The following is an 18,968-nucleotide window of genomic DNA, read 5'->3' as shown; positions in this document are numbered from 1 at the left end:
CTGAATCATGGATTGCTTCGCTGCGCTCGCAATGACAGGGTCAGGATGGATCCATATCACTGACCGTAAAACTTTCCCCACAACCACATTGTCCGGTCTGATTTGGATTGGTAAAGACAAATTTCTGATTCAGCCCCTGCCTGACGTAGTCAATACTCATGCCTTTCAGAAAGGGATAACTGGCTTTATCGATACACACCACATACTTATCGTTCAGTTGGATAATAATGTCATTGTCAGCCGGTGTCTGTACGTAGTCAACAACGTAAGACAGGCCGGAACAACCTGTTTTTTTGACAGACAGGCGAACGCCAGCGCTGTCATTAGCTTCCACCAGGTTTTTCAGTAAATGATTTCTGGCGTCATCGGTCAGCGTTAAAATGGTCTGCTTATCAGCTACGTATTGCTCAACACTCATCTTGTTTCCCCTGTAATCGTTCATTCATTTTCTCTACTACCGATTGGTATCCCCGCTCAATCAGGACAGCCACGGCATACTGAGTAGCCGGTATCGCCAGTTTTCGCACAATCTCATGATAATCCAGGCGCGGGTGCTCTGAAATAAACGTACCCTGCATTTCGGTACATAACCATTCCAGCCCGGCAATCACATAAGGGTTGCCATACGCCAGGAAACGTGCTGCCACAATTTCACCCGTTGCCAGACAGGACAGGTACAGCTCAAAACATGCACCGTGAGCTTTCTCGCCCATTCGGCACATCACCGTGTTGGCCTGACGGGTGTCGAGCGTACCAGCGTGTCTGGCCTGAAAAAAATACTGTTCTACAGTTTTATTATAATTCATAGTGGCGATATTTTACGTAAATGTTCAATTTGTCTGCAAATAATCTGAATCGCGGCGTCGATCTGTTCGTCACTCGTAAAGCGTCCAAGAGACAGGCGAATGGAGCTGTAGGCCAAATCCTCGCTTAAACCCAGTGAACGCAGTACGTAGGATGGTTCTGTACTCGCTGAAGCACAGGCCGACGTGGTGGATACAGCCAGCTCACGCAGGGCCAGCAACAGAGAGTCCGAATCAATACCGGAAAAGCTCATGTTCAGATTTCCGGCGATGCGCTGTTCCGGATGACCGTTCAACTGAATACCAGGCAGATGCCGGATCCCTTCCCACAAACGCCGTCGCATGGCCAGCAGGCGCGGCTGTTCCTGCTCACGCATGGACTCAGACAAGCTCAGCGCCTCAGCCAGTCCCACAATCTGATGCACGGGCAAGGTACCGGAACGCAAACCGCCCTCGTGACCACCGCCAAAGGTCTGTGCCTGCAGACGAATCCGTGGCTTACGACGAACATACAAGGCGCCAATTCCCTTGGGACCGTAATTTTTATGCCCGGACAAAGACATCAAATCCACTGGCAGCTCACGCAAATCAATGGCCAGCTTGCCGGCACTCTGTGCCGCATCAACATGAAAGATGATGCCACGATTGCGAAGACCGGCGGCGATGGCAGGTATATCCTGGATCACGCCAATTTCATTGTTAACGTGCATGATGGATACCAGTATGGTTTCTGGCGTGAGAGCCTCCATCAGTGTATTAAAATCCAGCAGTCCGTCGGCACTGGGCTTCAGGTACGTGACGTTAAAGCCCTCTTTTTCGAGTTGCGCAAACGTGTCCAGTACGGATTTGTGCTCGGTTGTCATGGTAATCAGATGATTGCCTTTGCGGCGATAAAAACGCGCAGCACCCAGAATGGCCAGATTATTGGATTCGGTGGCGCCGGAAGTAAACACGATTTCAGCGGGCGATGCGTGAATGACCGCAGCTACCTGCTCACGTGCGTGCTCAACCGCCTGTGCGGCCTGTAAACCATAAACGTGCCTGGTCGAGGCGGCATTACCATACACACCGTCGGGGCCGAGGTATTGAATCATTCTGGCTATCACACGCGGATCAACCGGCGTAGTCGCCATGTAATCAAAGTAGATGGGTAAGGCTGTATTGTTGATATCCGGGTTATTCATCATGTTCTTTCCCGATGGCTTTCTGCACATTGCTCAGAATACCACGCAAAATGGCTACTTCCATACGCTCGAGACCGGCGCGATTGAACAGACGTCGAATGCGCTGCTGTACGCGGTGTGGATTGTGTGGCTTTAAAAAATTGATGGCCGCCAGTACATCCGCCAGATGCGCATAAAAATGTTCAATTTCATCGTGGGGAGCCAGCTCGTCGAGTTGATGGGCTACCTGTGCTTTTGGCTGCAGCAGATTCATCCGCAGCTCATAGGCAATAATCTGCACCGCCTGCGCCAGATTCAGGGAGCTGTAGTCGGGATTGCTGGGGATATTGACGTGATAATGACAACGCAGTAGCTCGTCGTTGGTCAAGCCGGAGCGTTCACGGCCAAACACGATGGCCACTTCTGTGCTTTCTGCCTGCTCACCGATTAAAGCAGCGCAGGAGTGAGGCGTTAAACCTGGCAAAGACAGGCCACGCGGTCTGGCACTGGTCGCTATCGCCAGCTGACAGCCACGCAGAGCCTCGTCCAGGGTTTCGGTCACTATGGCAGCGTTTAATACGTCATCGGCACCAGCGGCCATTTCACAGGCCACCAGATCCGGAAAAAATTCCGGCGTTACCAGATAGAGGCGTTCAAGACCCATGGTTTTCATGGCACGTGCCGTAGAACCAATGTTTCCGGGGTGTGAGGTAGCAACCAATACGATTCTGATAGAGGAAAAATTCATAACGACTTCGAAAAATATAACAAAAAATGCAACTATAACAGCAATGACTTATCTCTGTACAAAAAAAATGTGATAGAATCGCGGACTTTGTCGATCTGAGAGAGCAAATCATGCAACCTTTACTAAATATTGCCGTTAATGCCGCGCGTCAGGCCGGGGATCTTATTGTTCGACATATTGAACAGATAGACCGGATTAAAATTACCGCGAAAAACAATAACGAGTATTTCAGCGAGGTTGATGTCAAAGCGGAACAACTGATCATTAAAACGATTTTAAAGGCCTACCCTGATCACGGCATTATTGCCGAGGAAAGCGGTACGCAGAATCCGGACTGCGAATCGGTCTGGATCATTGACCCCCTGGATGGTACCACTAATTTCCTGCACGGCTTCCCTTTTTACTGCGTCTCCATCGCACATCGGGTCAAAAACCGGATTGAGCACGCGGTGGTGTATGATCCGATCCGTCATGAGTGTTTTTCTGCCAGCCGTGGCCGTGGAGCGCAGTTGAATGATCGCCGCATCCGGGTGTCCAAGCAGACGCAGTTGAGCGGTGCTGTTTTAGGCACGGGCTTTCCAACGCGCAGCGAAGCCCTGACCGAGCGGTACATGCCCACCTTTCAGGCGATGTTTAATAAATGCGCCGGCATGCGTCGTACCGGTTCCGCAGCTCTGGATCTGGCTTATGTGGCCTGCGGTCGCCTCGATGGTTTCTGGGAATTCGGTCTGCGCCCCTGGGATATCGCGGCAGCGTCGCTGTTGATTAAGGAAGCGGGTGGGTTGATTGGCGATATTCACGGCGGTGAAAATTATTTCAGCCAGGGCGATGTCGTTGCCGGAACGCCGAAGATTTTCAAGTCGCTGCTGCAGACCTTCGCTCCTGTGCTTAAATAAAACAGCCCCGTTGACAATACCACTGAGCCAGGGACTGGCCTGCTGTTCCAAATAATCCTTAAGGCCTCTTGCTATACTTTAGTAAAGTCTATAGGATTTTTGGCTTATGAAACCATCAACTGGTACGCAAAAGGGATTTAGTTTACTGGAAGTGCTGATAAGTACCGTTATATTGGCGATTGGTCTGCTGGGTATTGCAGCACTCCAGACCAGCGCCATCAAATACAATCATTCAGCGCTGCTGCGTTCTATCGCTGTTTCTCAGGCAGGAGACATGATCGATCGCATGCAGGCCAATCCCCTTGGCGTCAACTCCGGCGCTTACAACAATGTTTCTGGTACAGGCAGTATGCCTTCCTGCACAACCTGCAGCAACGCTCAGATTGCCCAGCGCGATATCTATCAGTGGAACACCAGCAATGCCACCCTGCTGCCCTCAGGCCAGGGAACCATCACCGCGAATGGAAATCAGCTGACCCTGACTATCCGTTGGGACAATGATCGAACCGGTGCTACCGGCACAGGCTGCAGTGGTAACCCGGACGTTGATTTAACCTGCCTGATCATGGAGATCCAGATATGATAAAGCCGGCGGCGGCTGGATATTCAATCATTGAATTCATGATTGCCATTTCGCTGGGCGCCATGCTGGTTGCCGGTGTAGCCACAGTGTATCTCAGCAATAAATCAACCTACGTCGTGCAGGAGGGTCTGGCGCGACTACAGGAAAATGGTCGTTATGCCAACTATCTGCTGTCGCGGGAAATACGCATGGCCGGCTACCAGGGCTGTACCAATCAGAAGCAGGTCACCATAGTTAATCAGGTCAACAACCCTTCCAGCATGGTAAATTTTACCAATCCCCTGTTTGGATACGATGGCACAACCGGGTTCAGCCCCGCCTTACCATCGAATATTTCAGCCAAATCACCCGTTGCTGGCAGCGATGTTATTGAAATACGCCGAGGCTCCGAAGTAAGCGTCGATCTGAATGCCGACATGGCCTCGGCCTCCGCTCCAGTTTCCGTATACCCAGTCTCAGGAATAAGCTCAGGGCGGGCTGCCCTTATCACCAACTGCGTTCTTGCCGATATTTTTATTCCCGGATCAAACAGCAACAGTGGCTCCATCAGTCACGCCAGTGGCAGTAACATCAGCGGCAGTCTGAGCCTGTCTTACCCTCGCCAATCCTCGGTGATGAGCTTTATTTACTATGCGTTCTACATAAAGGATACCGGCCGGGTTAACAGCTCAAACGCACCGATTCGCGCGCTGGTCAGACTGGATATCAATGGCAACGAAGATGAAATAGCCGAAGGGGTAGAACAGATGCAGGTATTGTATGGCGTTGACACGAACGGCGACAATACGGCCGACACCTACCAGACAGCAGCCCAGGTCAATGCGGCAAACAACTGGTCTAACGTAATCAGCCTGCAGATCAATCTGCTGCTCAGCACCACGGAAAACGTCAACAATCGCTCGGTCAGCTATACTTTTAATGGCGCTACAACTACGCCAACGGACAGGCGACTGCGGCGTGAATGGAATACATTCATTACATTAAGAAACAGAGGGCTGCCATCATGAGCAGACAGCGCGGCACAACGCTGGCAATCGCCCTGTTGATGCTGCTGGTGCTTACCTTGCTGGGCATCAGCACCATTCAGGTCACCAGCATGCAGGAAAAAATGACAGCCAACCTGCAGGACAAGGAACTGTCGTTCCGGGCGGCAGAGTCTGCGCTGGCAGCCGGTGAGATATGGCTGATGGCCCAGGGTACCCTGCCCAGGGTAAGCGTGAACTGCACAGCCTGGCCCTGCGTACAGGAAGAGCGTTCCAACTTTAATTTCGCCAGTCAGTCTCTCTCGTGGTGGGCAGGCAATTCAACCGCTTATGCCAGTGGACTGGATAATGTGAACACCGCACCGCGTTACGTCATTGAATTTCTGCAGTTCGTTCCTGACTCACCCGCTGTTGGCAATGCCGGAACAGGCGCGGGTGTGTATTATTATCAGATTACGGCTCGTGGGACAGGTTCAACCAATGATTCTGTATCCATATTACAAACCACTGTTGCCAGGAGATTTTGATGAAGCATGCTCTCTGGGCATTGGGTTTGGCTGGCAGTATCCTGAGCAATGCGGTCTTTTCGGCCCCACTTAATTTATCGCAGATTCCGCTGTTCATCAGTCAGGCGGTCGCCCCTCTGACCATGCTGGTTCTAAGCCGTGACGGCTCGCTGTACTTCGAGGCCTACAATGACTCGACTGATCTGAACAACGACGGGGTCATCAACACGCGCTTCACTCCGGGCATCAATTATTACGGTTATTTTGATAGCAACAAATGCTATCAATACGACAGCACGCAGCAGTACTTCTACCCTGTTTCCATTACCGCTGATAAAAAATGCCCGGGTAAATGGAGTGGCCTGTTTCTTAATTACGTGACCACCGCTCGCTTCGACGCCATTCGTAAAGTGCTCTATGGTGGCCTGCGCAGTGTGGACACCACTACCGCGACCGTTCTGCAGCGCACATATATCCCACAGGAAGGTCATAGCTGGGGTAAGGAATATCAGAGTCTGGCCGTGGACGGCTTTAACATCAGCGACTACACTCCCCTCAGCGCGCCCTCCAGCGGACGATACCTGCTGTTTGCCAACACCACGCTGCGCAACGGCACCGCCAACCCTCTGCTGCGCGTGGCTCCCAACCAGCCCTATCGGATTTGGGAGTGGGTCAGTATCGAGCGCCCCGTTGCCGGCAGCAAGGCGCTGCATGGAACGGACGGCACCACGATGAGCAACATTACGGACTATGTCGTCCGGGTCAAAGTCTGTGATCCTGCGGTGGGCCTGGAGGACAATTGCCAAATCTATCCAAATGGTCAATACAAACCCATCGGTCTGCTGCAGGAATATGGCGAAAACGACGCCATGCAGTTTGGTCTGCTCACCGGCAGTTATGCTAACAGCCTCCAGGGTGGCGTGCTGCGAAAAAATATTTCGAGTATCACCGACGAAATCAATTTGAAAACCGGCCAGTTCACCAGCGTCAACGGTATTATCTCCACGCTGAACAAGTTAACAGTCACCAACCTTGGCACAGACTACGTATACGCAAACTGTGGCTTTATTACCACACGAAACATTGTCAACGGCGAGTGCGAAATGTGGGGCAATCCGGTTGCCGAAATGCTCTATGAAACGATTCGCTATCTGGCTGGAAAAACAACACCAACCGCAGCCTTTGATTATTCTACCGGGCTTGATGTGACACTGGGCTTACCCAAACCGGCCTGGGTTGATCCCTACAAGGTCTATCCTTATTGTTCCAAAGCGAATATTTTACTGCTGAGCGACCTGTACCCAACCTACGACAGCAATTACGTTCCCGGCAGTTATTTCAATTCTTTTACAGGCGATCTGACCCCTTCTCTGAACGCAGCCTCACTGGCGAAAACCATTTTTGATGGCGAAGGGTTTTCCAGTGTGCTGGCCTTTATTGGGCAGTCTGGCGCGGTGAACGACGGAGCCCCCACTCCCAAGACCGTAACCAGTTTTGGTGACATTCGCGGCCTGGCACCTCAGGACACGAACTCCGAAGGTAGTTATTATTCGGCCAGCGTAGCCTATTATGGCTGGATCAACGACCTGAATCCCGCTCAGGGCGTACAAAACGTCAAATCCTATATTGTGGCCCTGTCCTCGCCCAAGCCCGAAATTAAATTCGTGGTGGGCGGAAATCCCATAACAATCGTTCCTTTTGGTAAATCAGTCAGTGGATTCAGCATTGACAGCACCAAGGGCGCTTATCAGCCTAATAATGAAATTGTCGATTTCTATATTGAATCACTGACGCCAACGGGAGGCGTTTTCCGGGTTAATTTTGCTGATCTGCAGCAGGGCGGCGATTTCGATATGGACGCCATTGTCAAATACACCATTACGGTCAACGCGAACAACACCATTACGGTTCAGACCGACAGCATTTATGCCGCCGGAAGTATGTCCCAGCATATGGGCTACGTCATTTCGGGAACCACGAATGATGGTTTGTATCTGGAAGTACGGGACGTTGATACCACGTCATCAAGTGACGTGGACTACTTCCTCGACACCCCTCCCGGCGTCTTGCCCGGCGGCACCTGGAAGGACAAAAAACCCCTGCCATTGACAGCCACAAGAACCTTCAGCCCGAGCAGCACGCCATCTGCGATAACACTGAAATCTCCGCTCTGGTATGCAGCCAAATGGGGTGGATTCAACGACAGCAACGGCAACAGCAAACCAGACGACACAAAGGAGTTCGATGCAGATGGTGACGGTACGCCGGACAATTATTTTCTCGTCAGCAACGCCACGTTTTTACGCTCTCAGCTGGCCAAGGCCTTCCAGCAGATCATCGATCGCTCCGGCTCCTTCGCATCAGCTTCTCTGAACAGCAGCTTCCTGACTTCGACAACGGCCCTTTACCAGTCGATATTCCGCACCAAAGACTGGAGCGGTCAACTCCTGAGTTACAAAATTGATCCAACCAATGGGGATATTCTATACACGGGCACTGGCCCCAATGGTTCCACCTGGGATGCGTCTGAACGACTGAATACCCAAAACTATTCTACCGGCAGGCGCATTTTAACCTACAAGCCATCAAAAAAAATCGGAATAAGGTTCAAATGGCCGTCAAACCCACTCCTGCCGGGCACAAGCGAGCTGGATTTGACCCAGGTCAACGCATTAAATACCAATCCCCAGACAGGTGTGTCTGACTCACTGGGCAGCGCCCGACTGGATTATATTCGTGGCAACAAGGCGCAGGAAGTGAGCAGGGGCGGTACTTTCCGCAATCGCACCTACCTGCTCGGCGACATCATTAACTCATCTCCCCTTATTATCGGCGCGCCTAATCAAGCGTACCCATCGAGCTGGTCTGGCTCAGCCCCTGAAAACAGCGCTCCTTACAGCACATTCCAGGCAGCCAACATCAACCGCACGGAGGTTGTATACGTGGGCGCTAACGACGGAATGCTGCATGCCTTTGACGCTGTCAGTGGTAACGAACTGTTTGCCTATGTGCCATCCAGTGTTTTCCCTAATCTGAATCAGTTGACCAATCCTGCTTACACACATCAGTTTTATGTGGATGGCTCACCTAATGTCGTAGATGTGTTCGCTTCGTCGAATCAGTGGATGACCGTCCTGGTGGGCACCCTTCAGGCTGGTGGACAGGGTGTGTTTGCGCTGGATGTCACCGATCCATCCGCCATCTCTGAAGCCACTGCGGCCAGCGTAGTCAAATGGGAATTCACAGACAGGGATGATGCCGATGTGGGCTTTGTGTACGGCCAGGCCTCCATCGTCCGCCTGGCCAACGGCCAGTGGGCCGCCATTTTTGGTAACGGTTACAACAACACCGTAGCAGATGGCTATGCCAGTACCACAGGTAATGCAGTCATTTACATCGTCGATATCAATACCGGCGCCCTGATCAAAAAATTTGATACCAAGGTCGGCATGCTCGCTGATCCTCTGTTGCTTGGCCGTCCAAACGGCATGGCCAGCCCTGTGGTGGTGGACAGAGACGGCAACTCAATCGCCGACACCATTTATGCCGGCGATCTCTTTGGCAACCTGTGGAAAATTGATATCTCGTCCAGCTCGGTGAGCAACTGGGATTTCAGTTACAGACAAAGCACCAACCCGGCCCCTTTGTTTGTTGCAACCGACAGCAACGGAAAACGGCAACCCATCACCAGTCGCCCCGCTGTTTCCAAAATCAAAACCAACCCGTCTGGCCTGCAGCTTTATTTCGGCACAGGCAAATACCTTGAAGCCGGCGACAAAACCGACAAGAGCATCCAGACCGTATACTCCATTCAGGATAACAACACGACACCGATAGCCGGACGCGGCGAGCTGCTGCAGCAGGTCATACTGGCAGAAACCAGCACGCAACGCGCAACCAGTAATTACCTGATGGCCAATAATCAACGCGGCTGGTATATGGATTTAACGTTTAATAATCAGGCTCTTGGGGAACGTATCATTTCGAACATTATTTTTCGCAGTGATAAAATCATTTTTGCGACCATTATACCCTCCGACAACCCCTGCGATTTTGGCGGTACCAGCTGGTTAATGGAGCTGAACGCCCTTAATGGATCGCGTCTCAATTACAACGTATTTGACAGTAATGAAGACGGCTTATTTGATAATAACGACGGCATCACGTTCAGTCAGAACGGACAAAATATTACGGTACCTGCGAGTGGCTTAAAACCCAGGAATGGCGGGTTGATGGGGACTCCCCCTATCATCAACGCCGGCAGCAAGGAATACAAATATATGACGGGCACCAGCGGCGGTATTCAGAAGATAGGCGAAAACCCAGGCCCACAGATTTTTGGCCGACAATCGTGGCGACAGTTGCAATAAGGCGGGGCTGTCATACCCGCTGAGCAATCGGAGCCCCGGGTAAACGCATCTACTCGCGTGATATCTGAGTATTTATTTTCAATTAAAAACGGACAATTATCGAGCTTCATGATACCATATTAAGCAAAACGATTGTGCGAGAATACTATGGCCAGCATCATAATTACGTTAAAAAAGGGTAAAAAAACCTATAATTTAACCGAAAAACAAGATTTAATCGCATTTAAGAAACTAATTACCAAAGCCATTAATGAAGGCAGTCATGCTTATCTTAAAGAAGCCGAAAAGCAACTCCAACAACATGGAGTAGATTTAACGGAACAGGAAAAAGGGCTGTTAACACGTATTTCGAGCTGTTTAAACGAGACACGCGCCGCATCCGTCTCACCGGCTGCCCGTACTGGATCCAGCTCCAGACCCAGCTCCAGACCCAGTTCCAGCTCCAGTTCCAGCTCCAGCTCCAGCTCCAGCTCCAGCTCCAGTTCCAGCTCCAGCTCCAGCTCCAGTTCCAGTTCCAGCTGTGACGCTGCCACAATCGTAGATTCTTATCTTTTTCCACGCTCGGAGTATTACTCCCGCTTCGCTGGCAGTTCCGCTTTCGATATGTCTCAACATAAATTTTGGGGCTCTTACCATCGCAGCGAAGCTACGCGCTTTTTTGCTCATGCCGGTAGAAGAAAAAATGCACAGATAATCAGTCCATGCTTAAAAAAAACCGGTCAGGCTAACTCTTTTTCAGCCCATACCGGCGGAATTCATTCACCATTCCACTTTGACAGTTATCGCAACCTCATTACTTTAAAACACGAAGTGCCTCGATCGGATGAACCTGTACGCGATACATTACTAGACTATAAAAACCGATTAGCCATGGCAATCGTTAAAGGCTTTGAGACGCATAACAAGCCATCCACTGGCGTAAAGCCAAAACGCCCAATCGTTTATACTGAAAATGGCTACCCTTGCGTTATGGTTCAATTGCCCATCCTGAAACGCGAATGTTCAAAAACACCCGTTGCACGCTATTGGCAAAAAAAACCTCAGCAGTTTCAATGCCTCTTAATGGCTTCGTTTATAGCAATTGTGAACGTTGAAGCCATGTCAGCCGGGATTCCAATTGAAATGGTTTTACGAGCCGGTTTTGGACACAATACACCAAGCGTTTGCCAGACCAACAAAACGTTTCGGATCAATACAGGATTAATACCTCTGGCCTATGCCGAGCTGGCAGGCAAATCCCTGGCAAAGCTTAACGAATTGATTGAGGCCATGAACCAGAGCAGTTACACAAGGCCTGCAACATTCTCTGTCGAACAGCTGGACCAGGTGAGAAGGTATAATGCCCAAAAACTGATGAGCGCCATTGAACGTAATGCGTGTTATAAAAAAATCCGTGAGGAAGAACCCCTTATGTCAGAAATGGCCGAGCTTCCTGAGGTTTTTAACCGTGTTTATGAAAAATTCAAGACCATCACACAAAGCAAGCCTCAAGGCTATAGCACCTTCATACCCGTATCGCTTGAACATGCGACGGTGTGGGAGATCTTTGCACGGCCCGGCGACAGCATGGGCAAATCCATTCTCAAGGAATGTTTTCGCATGCCAGGAACGGAAGAATGGTTTGCCAATCAGGTCATGAACGCGTTGCTGAATGGCGCCTCCAATCCAATCGAGAGCGCTATGGTCGAGTTATTAACCTGTCTGCGTTATGGCGAAACCGCTACCATGGATTACAGCAGGATACGTGCCGGGCTGAATCAACGGTTTACCTTTCCCCGCGAAGACTTTACCGCTGTTTACGAACAGGACAAGGCGTTCGATGAAATAATCCAGTTACTATCTGGTGCGTTGCTGATTCCTAAACCAACCCTTAATCTGTACGCCACATTAGAGCGGGCAGCCGTCAGCCTGTTTACCCAATACAAAAGCCAGGAAATGGTTTCCAGCACAGATGATTATGGCAGCGATTCTGATTTTTCTGATGATGACATGGCTCATGATGAGGTAAAGGAAACAGACGAGAGCGAAAAAAAACATCTGTCCCACACCAAATACCGTGTCTGCTCCGGTATGAAAGCCATCGTTATCGCGCAATATGCGGCATTATGCTACCTGGCATCCAAAGAAAACAAAACCTATCGAATTGATTTTAAACAAATGTATTATGAAGTAGCCGAAGCGTTTCAGTACGTGAAGGCAAAAGACATGCAGCTAAATAAAATCCGATCCAATTCTGGCGCCAGCATTCTGCACTATGATTTAAATCATTGTAATTCGACCAACAAAGCCTTTCCCAGTCTATCGGAAAAATTGTCCAGGACCCAATACACCGTGGTGATTCTCGACTATACCAGCAGCACGTCCAAACAAATCAAACAAGCACTCAGGACATGTTTTTCGCACGCTGGAATCGAGGCTGTCATGTTGGTGGAAAGTGGTCTGAAAAACAGCCAGGGTGGAGCCGATTTTAATCCCTATGGTGAAGTCCGGATTTGTTGTTCGAGCCGCGAGCGAACCACGCAAATGGCACATTACGTCCGTGAGGGCCTTTCTGAGGCAGATAAATTAACCCCGCAGGCTCATGAGCTTGTGCGGATTTGCAAACTAAGAAAAATGGCGTTTAGTTTAAAGAGTCTGTTTTTCAAGCCTGCGCCGCCAGAACATCGTGAGGCTGAGGCAATGGCTCTTTCAATTAAACATCCTGTATAGCACTTCTGCCAATAGGCTATAGACAATGGTAGGATTTATTATACAATTAGAACTTCCGAAAATCATATTCCCAGTTTTTATAAGGAACATCAAAGTCAGTGACTACTCACGATAACGAAATCATGAACGATGGTGGATTCAAGCGTGGCCTGAAAGACCGCCACGTGCAATTGATTGCCCTTGGGGGTATTATTGGCTCGGGCTATTTTCTCGGAACAGGTGCCGTCATCAACCAGGTTGGTCCGTCTGTTTTTATTGCCTATATTCTTGGTGGATTGATCATCTACCTGACGATGCTGTGCATGGGGGAGCTGGCCGTTGCCATCCCTATCTCCGGATCGTTTATCACCTACACGGCTGAATTCATTTCGCCGTCCATAGCCTGTGGTGTCGGGTGGTCGTACTGGATCAGCTGGGTTGCCTATATACCGGCCGAATGCATAGCCGGCGGTATTATCATGCAGCATTTTACCGGGGTAAACGGCTACGTCTGGGCGATCTGTTTCGGTATGCTGATTACCTACATCAACATCGCCAAGGTCGGCACCTTTGGTGAAATTGAATTCTGGCTGGCTCTGATTAAAATTGCAGCGCTGGGTGGCTTTGTCTTTTTATCGCTGCTTATTTTCTTTGGCCTGATTCATGGACATGAATCAACCGGCTTTATCGGTGGGAAATATATTTTTGGCCAGGGCGGCCTCTTTCCCAATGGCGGTATGGTGCTGTTAACCGCCATGGTTCTGCTGCTGGTGAATTATCAGGGGTCGGAAATCATTGGACTGGCGGCCGGTGAATCTCAGAACCCTGCCCGAATGATTCCGCGTGCGGTCAGGAACGTAACCTTCCGTATTCTGTTTATCTACATTATCCCTGTTTTTTGCCTGGTATTGATTTTTCCATGGCAAAAAGCCGGACTGGCTAATTCTGTCTTCGCCGATGCCTTGAATCTCTATGGCCTGCACTGGGCGGGAGCTGCCACCAGCTTTGTCACCCTGACCGCGACCCTGTCCTGCTCTAATTCGGGCGTATATGGCATCGTTCGCTCGCTGAATGCGCTGGCAAGAAATGGCATGGCCCCCAGGCCTCTCGGTAAACTCAATCGTAATGCCGTACCACAGAACGCAGGTATCGCGACCCTGATTGCCATCTGGCTGCTGCTCGCAACCAGTTATTTTTTTGGGCAATCCATGCTCTACATTGCCTTGCTGCTGGTATCCGGTTTTACTGGCGCCACCGCCTGGATTTCATTGTGCTGGGCACAGATCCGCTTTCGCGCACGTTTATACGAAGCCGGCTACACAACCGATGATCTACGCTATAAAACGCCAGGATCACCTTACACCGGTATCGTCGCTATTGTATTAATGCTGGGTTGTCTGGCGTTTTTATTGATGAATCAGGACCCTACCTATAAAATTGCTTTTTACATGGGTGTGACCAGCTTTGCCCTGCCTATCCTGATTTATAAGCTGGGCGGCTATCATAAAAAACGCCATCTCGCGCTGGAAGAACACCGCCATCTGCAGTTTAAGGATATCTTCCCCAAACGAAACTAGTGCTCTATCAATATTCAATCCTGGGGTAGGGTGAGCAAAGGAGCGAAGCGACGTGCCCACCATGGTTGTGCTCTGTGCCAATAGCTGGTGGGCACAGAGCTTCGCTCCTTTACCCACCCTACCCTTAATGTCGATAAGGCAGCCCCCGCCGGCGCGTGGGGGCACGTTTAAACGCCTTCTTAGCCTCGCCCCTGACCGGACGATTGCGATGACGTTGCGGCCTGTTCAGGCTGCGGGCATTCCCTATCATGCTTCCTGACCTTGTGGTAAAAAAAGTGATCCTTTCCAAGGGTCAATCCAATAAAATCATGCCGCCCCTTTGCCTGCGCAATAATGCGCTCGTCGAGCGGCTCGACATAAAACATCCAGTCATGACTCAATTGCGTGTAAACAGCTGATTCATAATCGCTGAGCCCATGGCGCAACAGATGTTTATCCACTTCGTTAAAGTAACTGAACAACGCATACTGCCGCAGACAAGGCAGATATGCCGCGTTACGCAGCCAGGCCATCACAAAATGAGGGAAGGAAAACCGTGTCAGATTTGAGTCGAGCAACGGACTCCATAGATTGTTGTCAACGATGAATCTGGCCAGATCCATCATCGTTCTATCGACGGGCCTGGGGATTTTGCCTTTTTCGATCAAAAGGAAAATCACAGCCATTTGTATGCGATGAGCCGCAGGGCCATGAACAATTCCTGCCATCGACAAAGATGATTCCGCAATACGCCCTCCTGACCGAATCACCTGATTGGCAATCTCGGAAGGCACAAAACCCCAGAAACGGGTAATACCATCGTGTTCCACAGCATCCGGATAGCCGGCTCGTTTTTCAATATTTAACAAAACATGGTGCAGGGCACGGTTCATTTTTCGCTGTTCAGGCGGCAGATTTTTCCACCAGATATAAGCCTCAGCGGATGGAATACTCAACTCATACAGCTTAAGCTGTGCTTCTTCACAACAGTCTGCAATGGGCGTGAGCACAGGCAGCGCAGTTGCCAGCTCTGCTTCGAGCTGTCTGAGTCCGGTCTCAAACTTTTCTACATTATGAAACGTACTGTGTATGGCTTCAATGGTAGCCCGCCATTCGCCAGGAGGTATCACAGGATAGACACCTGCACACTGCTTGAACGGGCCTTCCGTTCTGATAAAATGGTTATCCAGAGGCACGGCATCTCCCTTAAAATAGACCATGCGGTAACAGGGGCTGGTTTGTTTCGCCAGAGAGAGAATGACAGGCATTCCCCTCTGTAGATTCAGATACTTTGCCATGAGTGTGGCTAATTGCAAAAAACCATGCTCTGTATAGGCACGGATCTGCTTCCGTCGATCAAATTGCTCCGGGAATTGCTTTAAATACTGGCGGCATTGCCTGTCCAGCTCCTTGATAATCTGCGCCTGGTTAAGAGAAAAACCGGACTGCAGCCAGATTTTGGCACAGCGTACTGCGAGCCCGTCATAAACCCTGTCAAACAGCGCAAATACGGAAGAATAGGCCCTGATTCGGGTGTCATTTGAGGAAAAATCATAGCCCAGGAAGTCCATGATTGTGTCAATAAACCGAAACGACAAACCGCAGAAGCGCATAACGGGAAACAAGGTCTCCACCGACTCGCAATCACCCTGCTGAAGCAGTTGGAACACCAGATTCCGCTGTCTTTTTATCATATTGAACGGCAGTTCTTTTTGCCTGTTCAGCGCGTATTTATTAATAAAAACACATAAAAAGGGATTATAAACCAGATGTGTCAGAGGCAGGCGGGACTTGTCTCTGGCCATTTTATACTGAAACGTGGCCAGCAATCGATCAAACAATTCACTGAAAGGTATTTTATCGATATCCGATTTTTCCAAAGTCAGACCAGCGTTTTTAATTACATGTCTGACAGGCCCGCGTCGCATCGATGGGTAATATATTGAAAGTCCGCTGTTAAATAATTCAGATAAAATATCCAGCCCGGTTGGTGTTGAGAGCAGGAGATGAAGCAACTGCAAATGATAATCTAAATGCTGCCTCACCAAAGTCTGATAGCGTGAAGGCTGGCCGGAAAAAAAATAGTCCACCATGTTTTGAAACTGTGTGCTCGTTCGTTGCCTGTCATTGACCATGTTGCCCAGCATGTGAAGAAAATCCGTCATGGTGGGTGAGGGCTTCAGAGTATCAGGCCATAAAACCTCGATACGCGCTTTCGCCAGCTCCAGAGTCGGTTTGCTTATCAGCTCCCGTTCGTACAGACAAGACAGAAAAACAGGTAAATCGCGCGGTTTCATCACCAGTTTGACAGCAAATATCTGCGGCTCCAGGGAGAAGCTGGGAAAAGGCCCGGAATCGAGGATATCATCAAGTTCAGGCGGTATTGATCCGTTGGAACAAAGCGTCTCACGCCTCAGGCGAATCTCACACAGATCATTTTGGGGAAGCAGGGATATTTCAGGAAACATCTGGTTATTTTTTTTGATTAGAGTGCGCGCATTTTGAATCGATGAGGCATTTGGTGTCAATCTATCATCAGTGAATCAGCTTTCGATTGACAAAGCTTCAGCTTCAAAATATGCCTGTTTGTCTGAATTATCAGGCAACGTCCTTAACTTTTTTAGGGCGTGTTGGCAATAGTCCCCGCCGCCTACGTGCCGCGGCGCGTAGGCGGCGGGGACTATTGTCAACACGCCCTGGACATGACCTGCCAGTTTTAAACAAAAAACGGCGTTAGATCTGCAAAACACTGTCCAGTAAACGCCGGGTGTAGGCATGAGTGGGGTTTTTCAGGATCTGCTCACAGGGGCCTGACTCGACCACCTGCCCCTGGCGCATCACCAGTATCTCATCAGCCAGCCATGAGACCACCGACATGTTGTGCGTAATAAACAGATATGACATGCCAAGCTCCCCCTGCAACTCTTTCAGCAGGTTGAGGATCTGCGCCTGAACGGACATATCCAGAGCGCTGGTTGGCTCATCACAAATCAACACCTCCGGTTCTGTTGCCAGAGCACGTGCGATGCAGATACGCTGCCTCTGTCCGCCGGAAAACTGATGTGGGTAGCGAGTCAGACTGCTGGCCGGCAGGTTCACCTGGTCCAGCAAAACCAGCTGTCGACGCTTGATATCAGCAGCGCGCATGCCCTGAGCCAGCAGGCCCTCGGCGATGATATCGCCCACCATCATCCTTGGATTCATCGCGGCAAAGGGATCCTGAAAAATCAACTGCACCTGTTTACGATAGGAGCGCAGCTGACGGCGCGACATGGCCAACACATCCTCATCGCGATAACTCAGGATTCCGGAGCTTATCGGCAGCAAACGCAGCAGCGCACGGCTGACCGTGGTTTTACCGCAGCCTGATTCGCCCACCAGAGCCAGAGTCCGTCCTTTGTGCAGCCTGAATGACAGCTTATCCACCGCTTTAAATGCTGCTCTTCTGGGTTTTAAAAATCCCCCGCCAAGGCCGAACTGAACACATAGATCGGTGACTGAAAACAGACAATCCCCCTGCTCGGTCTGCTGTGGCCAGGGTAGTTCCTCCTGGTTGAGAGTGGGCAAAACCCGATGCCTGGGATATAGGTGGCAGCGTACGCTCTCCTCTTCAATGGTCTGCAGCACAGGCTCGTCGTCTCGACAACGTGACATGACATGAGCACAGCGAGGGTGAAAACGGCAACCCGAAGGCATGGCGCCAGGCGCTGGCACGGTACCGCTGATGGTCTGCAGGCGATAATTGCGCTGTGAAAAGCCCGGAATGGACGCCAGCAGCTGCTGAGAATAGGGGTGCCTGACCTGCTTAAAAAAATCACTGACCCTGGCTTCTTCAACCACCTGGCCGGCATACATCACACAAACGCGGTCCGCTACGGCCTTCACCACACCCAGATCATGCGTAATGAGCAACAGGCTCATCTGATGTTCCTGCTGCAGTTTTTTCAGCAAAGCAAGAATCTGTGCCTGGATGGTCACATCAAGGGCCGTTGTTGGTTCATCGGCTATCAGAATGTCGGGATTATTCGCCAGAGCCATGGCAATGACAATGCGTTGCTTTTGACCACCAGACAATTGATGCGGATATTGAGTCAGGCGTAATTCCGGCTCGGGGATTTCCACTTCCTCAAGCAGCCTCAGCAGACGTTGATGTCGCTCAGATGGCGACATGGCCTTATCACGAAACGCTTCCGCCAGCTGGTCGCCGATGCGCATGACGGGGTTCAGAGCCGTCATGGGTTCCTGAAAAATTATAGCAATACGGCGGCCACGGAGCTGACGCATGAGGTTTTCAGGCAGATCCAGTATATCCTCGTCATCCACCCGCACCTGGCTGCGCATCCCATAAACCGCTCCTTCAGGTAAAAGACGCATCAAGGCCAGCGAAGTCAGAGACTTCCCGCAGCCAGATTCACCCAGCAAGGCGAGGGTTTCTCCGGGTCTTAATGAAAAACTGATGCCATCCACAGCAACCAGGGGCCGTATGCTCTGTTGAAATCCAATCTGTAACTGCCTGATATCAGCTGATTTTGTCATCGGAATCCGGGTAATGAGTGCATGTATAACTGTAACAAGCCTTCAGGAAAACAGGAAGAGCATAAAATAAATGCACGTCACACGCGGCTTATGGTATCCTTGTCGAAAACAATAAACTATCCTGCGAATCATACTG

General features: G+C 50.4%; 14 protein-coding genes. 7 read left to right on the top strand and 7 right to left on the bottom strand.

The window, feature by feature from the left end; genetic code table 11:
- Positions 1–40: 40 nt before the first annotated feature.
- Genes ACQUTA_RS00260 through trmJ form a run of 4 tightly spaced genes read right to left on the bottom strand, consistent with a single transcriptional unit; the run spans position 41 to position 2,714 of the window.
- Positions 41–418: a HesB/IscA family protein gene (locus ACQUTA_RS00260; RefSeq protein ID WP_444986078.1), complete on the bottom strand. Its 378-nt coding sequence runs from the start codon at positions 416–418 to the stop codon at positions 41–43.
- Positions 408–806: an iron-sulfur cluster assembly scaffold protein gene (locus ACQUTA_RS00255; RefSeq protein ID WP_444986077.1), complete on the bottom strand. Its 399-nt coding sequence runs from the start codon at positions 804–806 to the stop codon at positions 408–410. The genes ACQUTA_RS00260 and ACQUTA_RS00255 overlap by 11 nt, the downstream gene beginning before the upstream one ends.
- Complete coding sequence (locus tag ACQUTA_RS00250) at positions 803–1,990, bottom strand: IscS subfamily cysteine desulfurase (protein ID WP_444986075.1); 1,188 nt, start codon at positions 1,988–1,990, stop codon at positions 803–805. Before ACQUTA_RS00250 ends, ACQUTA_RS00255 begins: the two co-directional genes overlap by 4 nt.
- The gene (gene trmJ / locus ACQUTA_RS00245) at positions 1,980–2,714 is read right to left on the bottom strand and encodes a tRNA (cytosine(32)/uridine(32)-2'-O)-methyltransferase TrmJ (protein ID WP_444986073.1); all 735 of its coding nucleotides are present in this window, start codon (positions 2,712–2,714) and stop codon (positions 1,980–1,982) included. The genes ACQUTA_RS00250 and trmJ overlap by 11 nt, the downstream gene beginning before the upstream one ends.
- A gap of 110 nt (positions 2,715–2,824) precedes the next feature.
- On the opposite strand from trmJ, the gene ACQUTA_RS00240 reads away from it, so the two are divergent.
- The 5 genes from ACQUTA_RS00240 to ACQUTA_RS00220 all read left to right on the top strand — a co-directional run bounded on the left by ACQUTA_RS00240 (position 2,825) and on the right by ACQUTA_RS00220 (position 10,052).
- Complete coding sequence (locus ACQUTA_RS00240) at positions 2,825–3,610, top strand: inositol monophosphatase family protein (RefSeq protein WP_444986072.1); 786 nt, start codon at positions 2,825–2,827, stop codon at positions 3,608–3,610.
- Positions 3,611–3,716: 106 nt separating this feature from the next.
- Positions 3,717–4,193 carry a type IV pilus modification protein PilV gene (gene pilV / locus ACQUTA_RS00235; protein WP_444986070.1) on the top strand — a complete coding sequence of 159 codons (477 nt, stop codon included), beginning with the start codon at positions 3,717–3,719 and terminating at the stop codon, positions 4,191–4,193.
- Positions 4,190–5,200 carry a PilW family protein gene (locus tag ACQUTA_RS00230; RefSeq protein WP_444986068.1) on the top strand — a complete coding sequence of 337 codons (1,011 nt, stop codon included), beginning with the start codon at positions 4,190–4,192 and terminating at the stop codon, positions 5,198–5,200. The genes pilV and ACQUTA_RS00230 overlap by 4 nt, the downstream gene beginning before the upstream one ends.
- Positions 5,197–5,703 (top strand): pilus assembly PilX family protein, encoded by a 507-nt coding sequence (locus ACQUTA_RS00225; protein ID WP_444986066.1) that lies wholly within the window; start codon positions 5,197–5,199, stop codon positions 5,701–5,703. The genes ACQUTA_RS00230 and ACQUTA_RS00225 overlap by 4 nt, the downstream gene beginning before the upstream one ends.
- Positions 5,703–10,052, top strand: coding sequence for a pilus assembly protein (locus tag ACQUTA_RS00220; RefSeq protein WP_444986064.1), 4,350 nt, complete (start codon positions 5,703–5,705; stop codon positions 10,050–10,052). The genes ACQUTA_RS00225 and ACQUTA_RS00220 overlap by 1 nt, the downstream gene beginning before the upstream one ends.
- A gap of 266 nt (positions 10,053–10,318) precedes the next feature.
- Here ACQUTA_RS00220 and ACQUTA_RS00215 read toward each other — a convergent pair whose 3' ends face one another.
- Positions 10,319–10,585: a hypothetical protein gene (locus tag ACQUTA_RS00215; RefSeq protein WP_444986062.1), complete on the bottom strand. Its 267-nt coding sequence runs from the start codon at positions 10,583–10,585 to the stop codon at positions 10,319–10,321.
- A 70-nt stretch (positions 10,586–10,655) separates the two neighbouring features.
- On the opposite strand from ACQUTA_RS00215, the gene ACQUTA_RS00210 reads away from it, so the two are divergent.
- Together ACQUTA_RS00210 and ACQUTA_RS00205 are read left to right on the top strand one after the other, a co-directional pair.
- Entirely contained in the window at positions 10,656–12,761 is a 2,106-nt protein-coding gene (locus ACQUTA_RS00210; RefSeq protein WP_444986060.1) for a hypothetical protein, read from the top strand.
- A 122-nt stretch (positions 12,762–12,883) separates the two neighbouring features.
- Positions 12,884–14,317 carry an amino acid permease gene (locus tag ACQUTA_RS00205; RefSeq protein ID WP_444986437.1) on the top strand — a complete coding sequence of 478 codons (1,434 nt, stop codon included), beginning with the start codon at positions 12,884–12,886 and terminating at the stop codon, positions 14,315–14,317.
- Positions 14,318–14,496: 179 nt separating this feature from the next.
- Here ACQUTA_RS00205 and ACQUTA_RS00200 read toward each other — a convergent pair whose 3' ends face one another.
- Complete coding sequence (locus ACQUTA_RS00200) at positions 14,497–16,764, bottom strand: hypothetical protein (protein ID WP_444986058.1); 2,268 nt, start codon at positions 16,762–16,764, stop codon at positions 14,497–14,499.
- A 265-nt stretch (positions 16,765–17,029) separates the two neighbouring features.
- Positions 17,030–18,832, bottom strand: a complete 1,803-nt coding sequence (locus ACQUTA_RS00195) for an ABC transporter ATP-binding protein (RefSeq protein ID WP_444986056.1) — start codon at positions 18,830–18,832, stop codon at positions 17,030–17,032.
- Between the last annotated feature and the right edge of the window lie 136 nt (positions 18,833–18,968).

Source organism: Legionella navarrensis (assembly GCF_052527415.1).
This window is presented reverse-complemented; position numbering and strand designations above follow the sequence as displayed.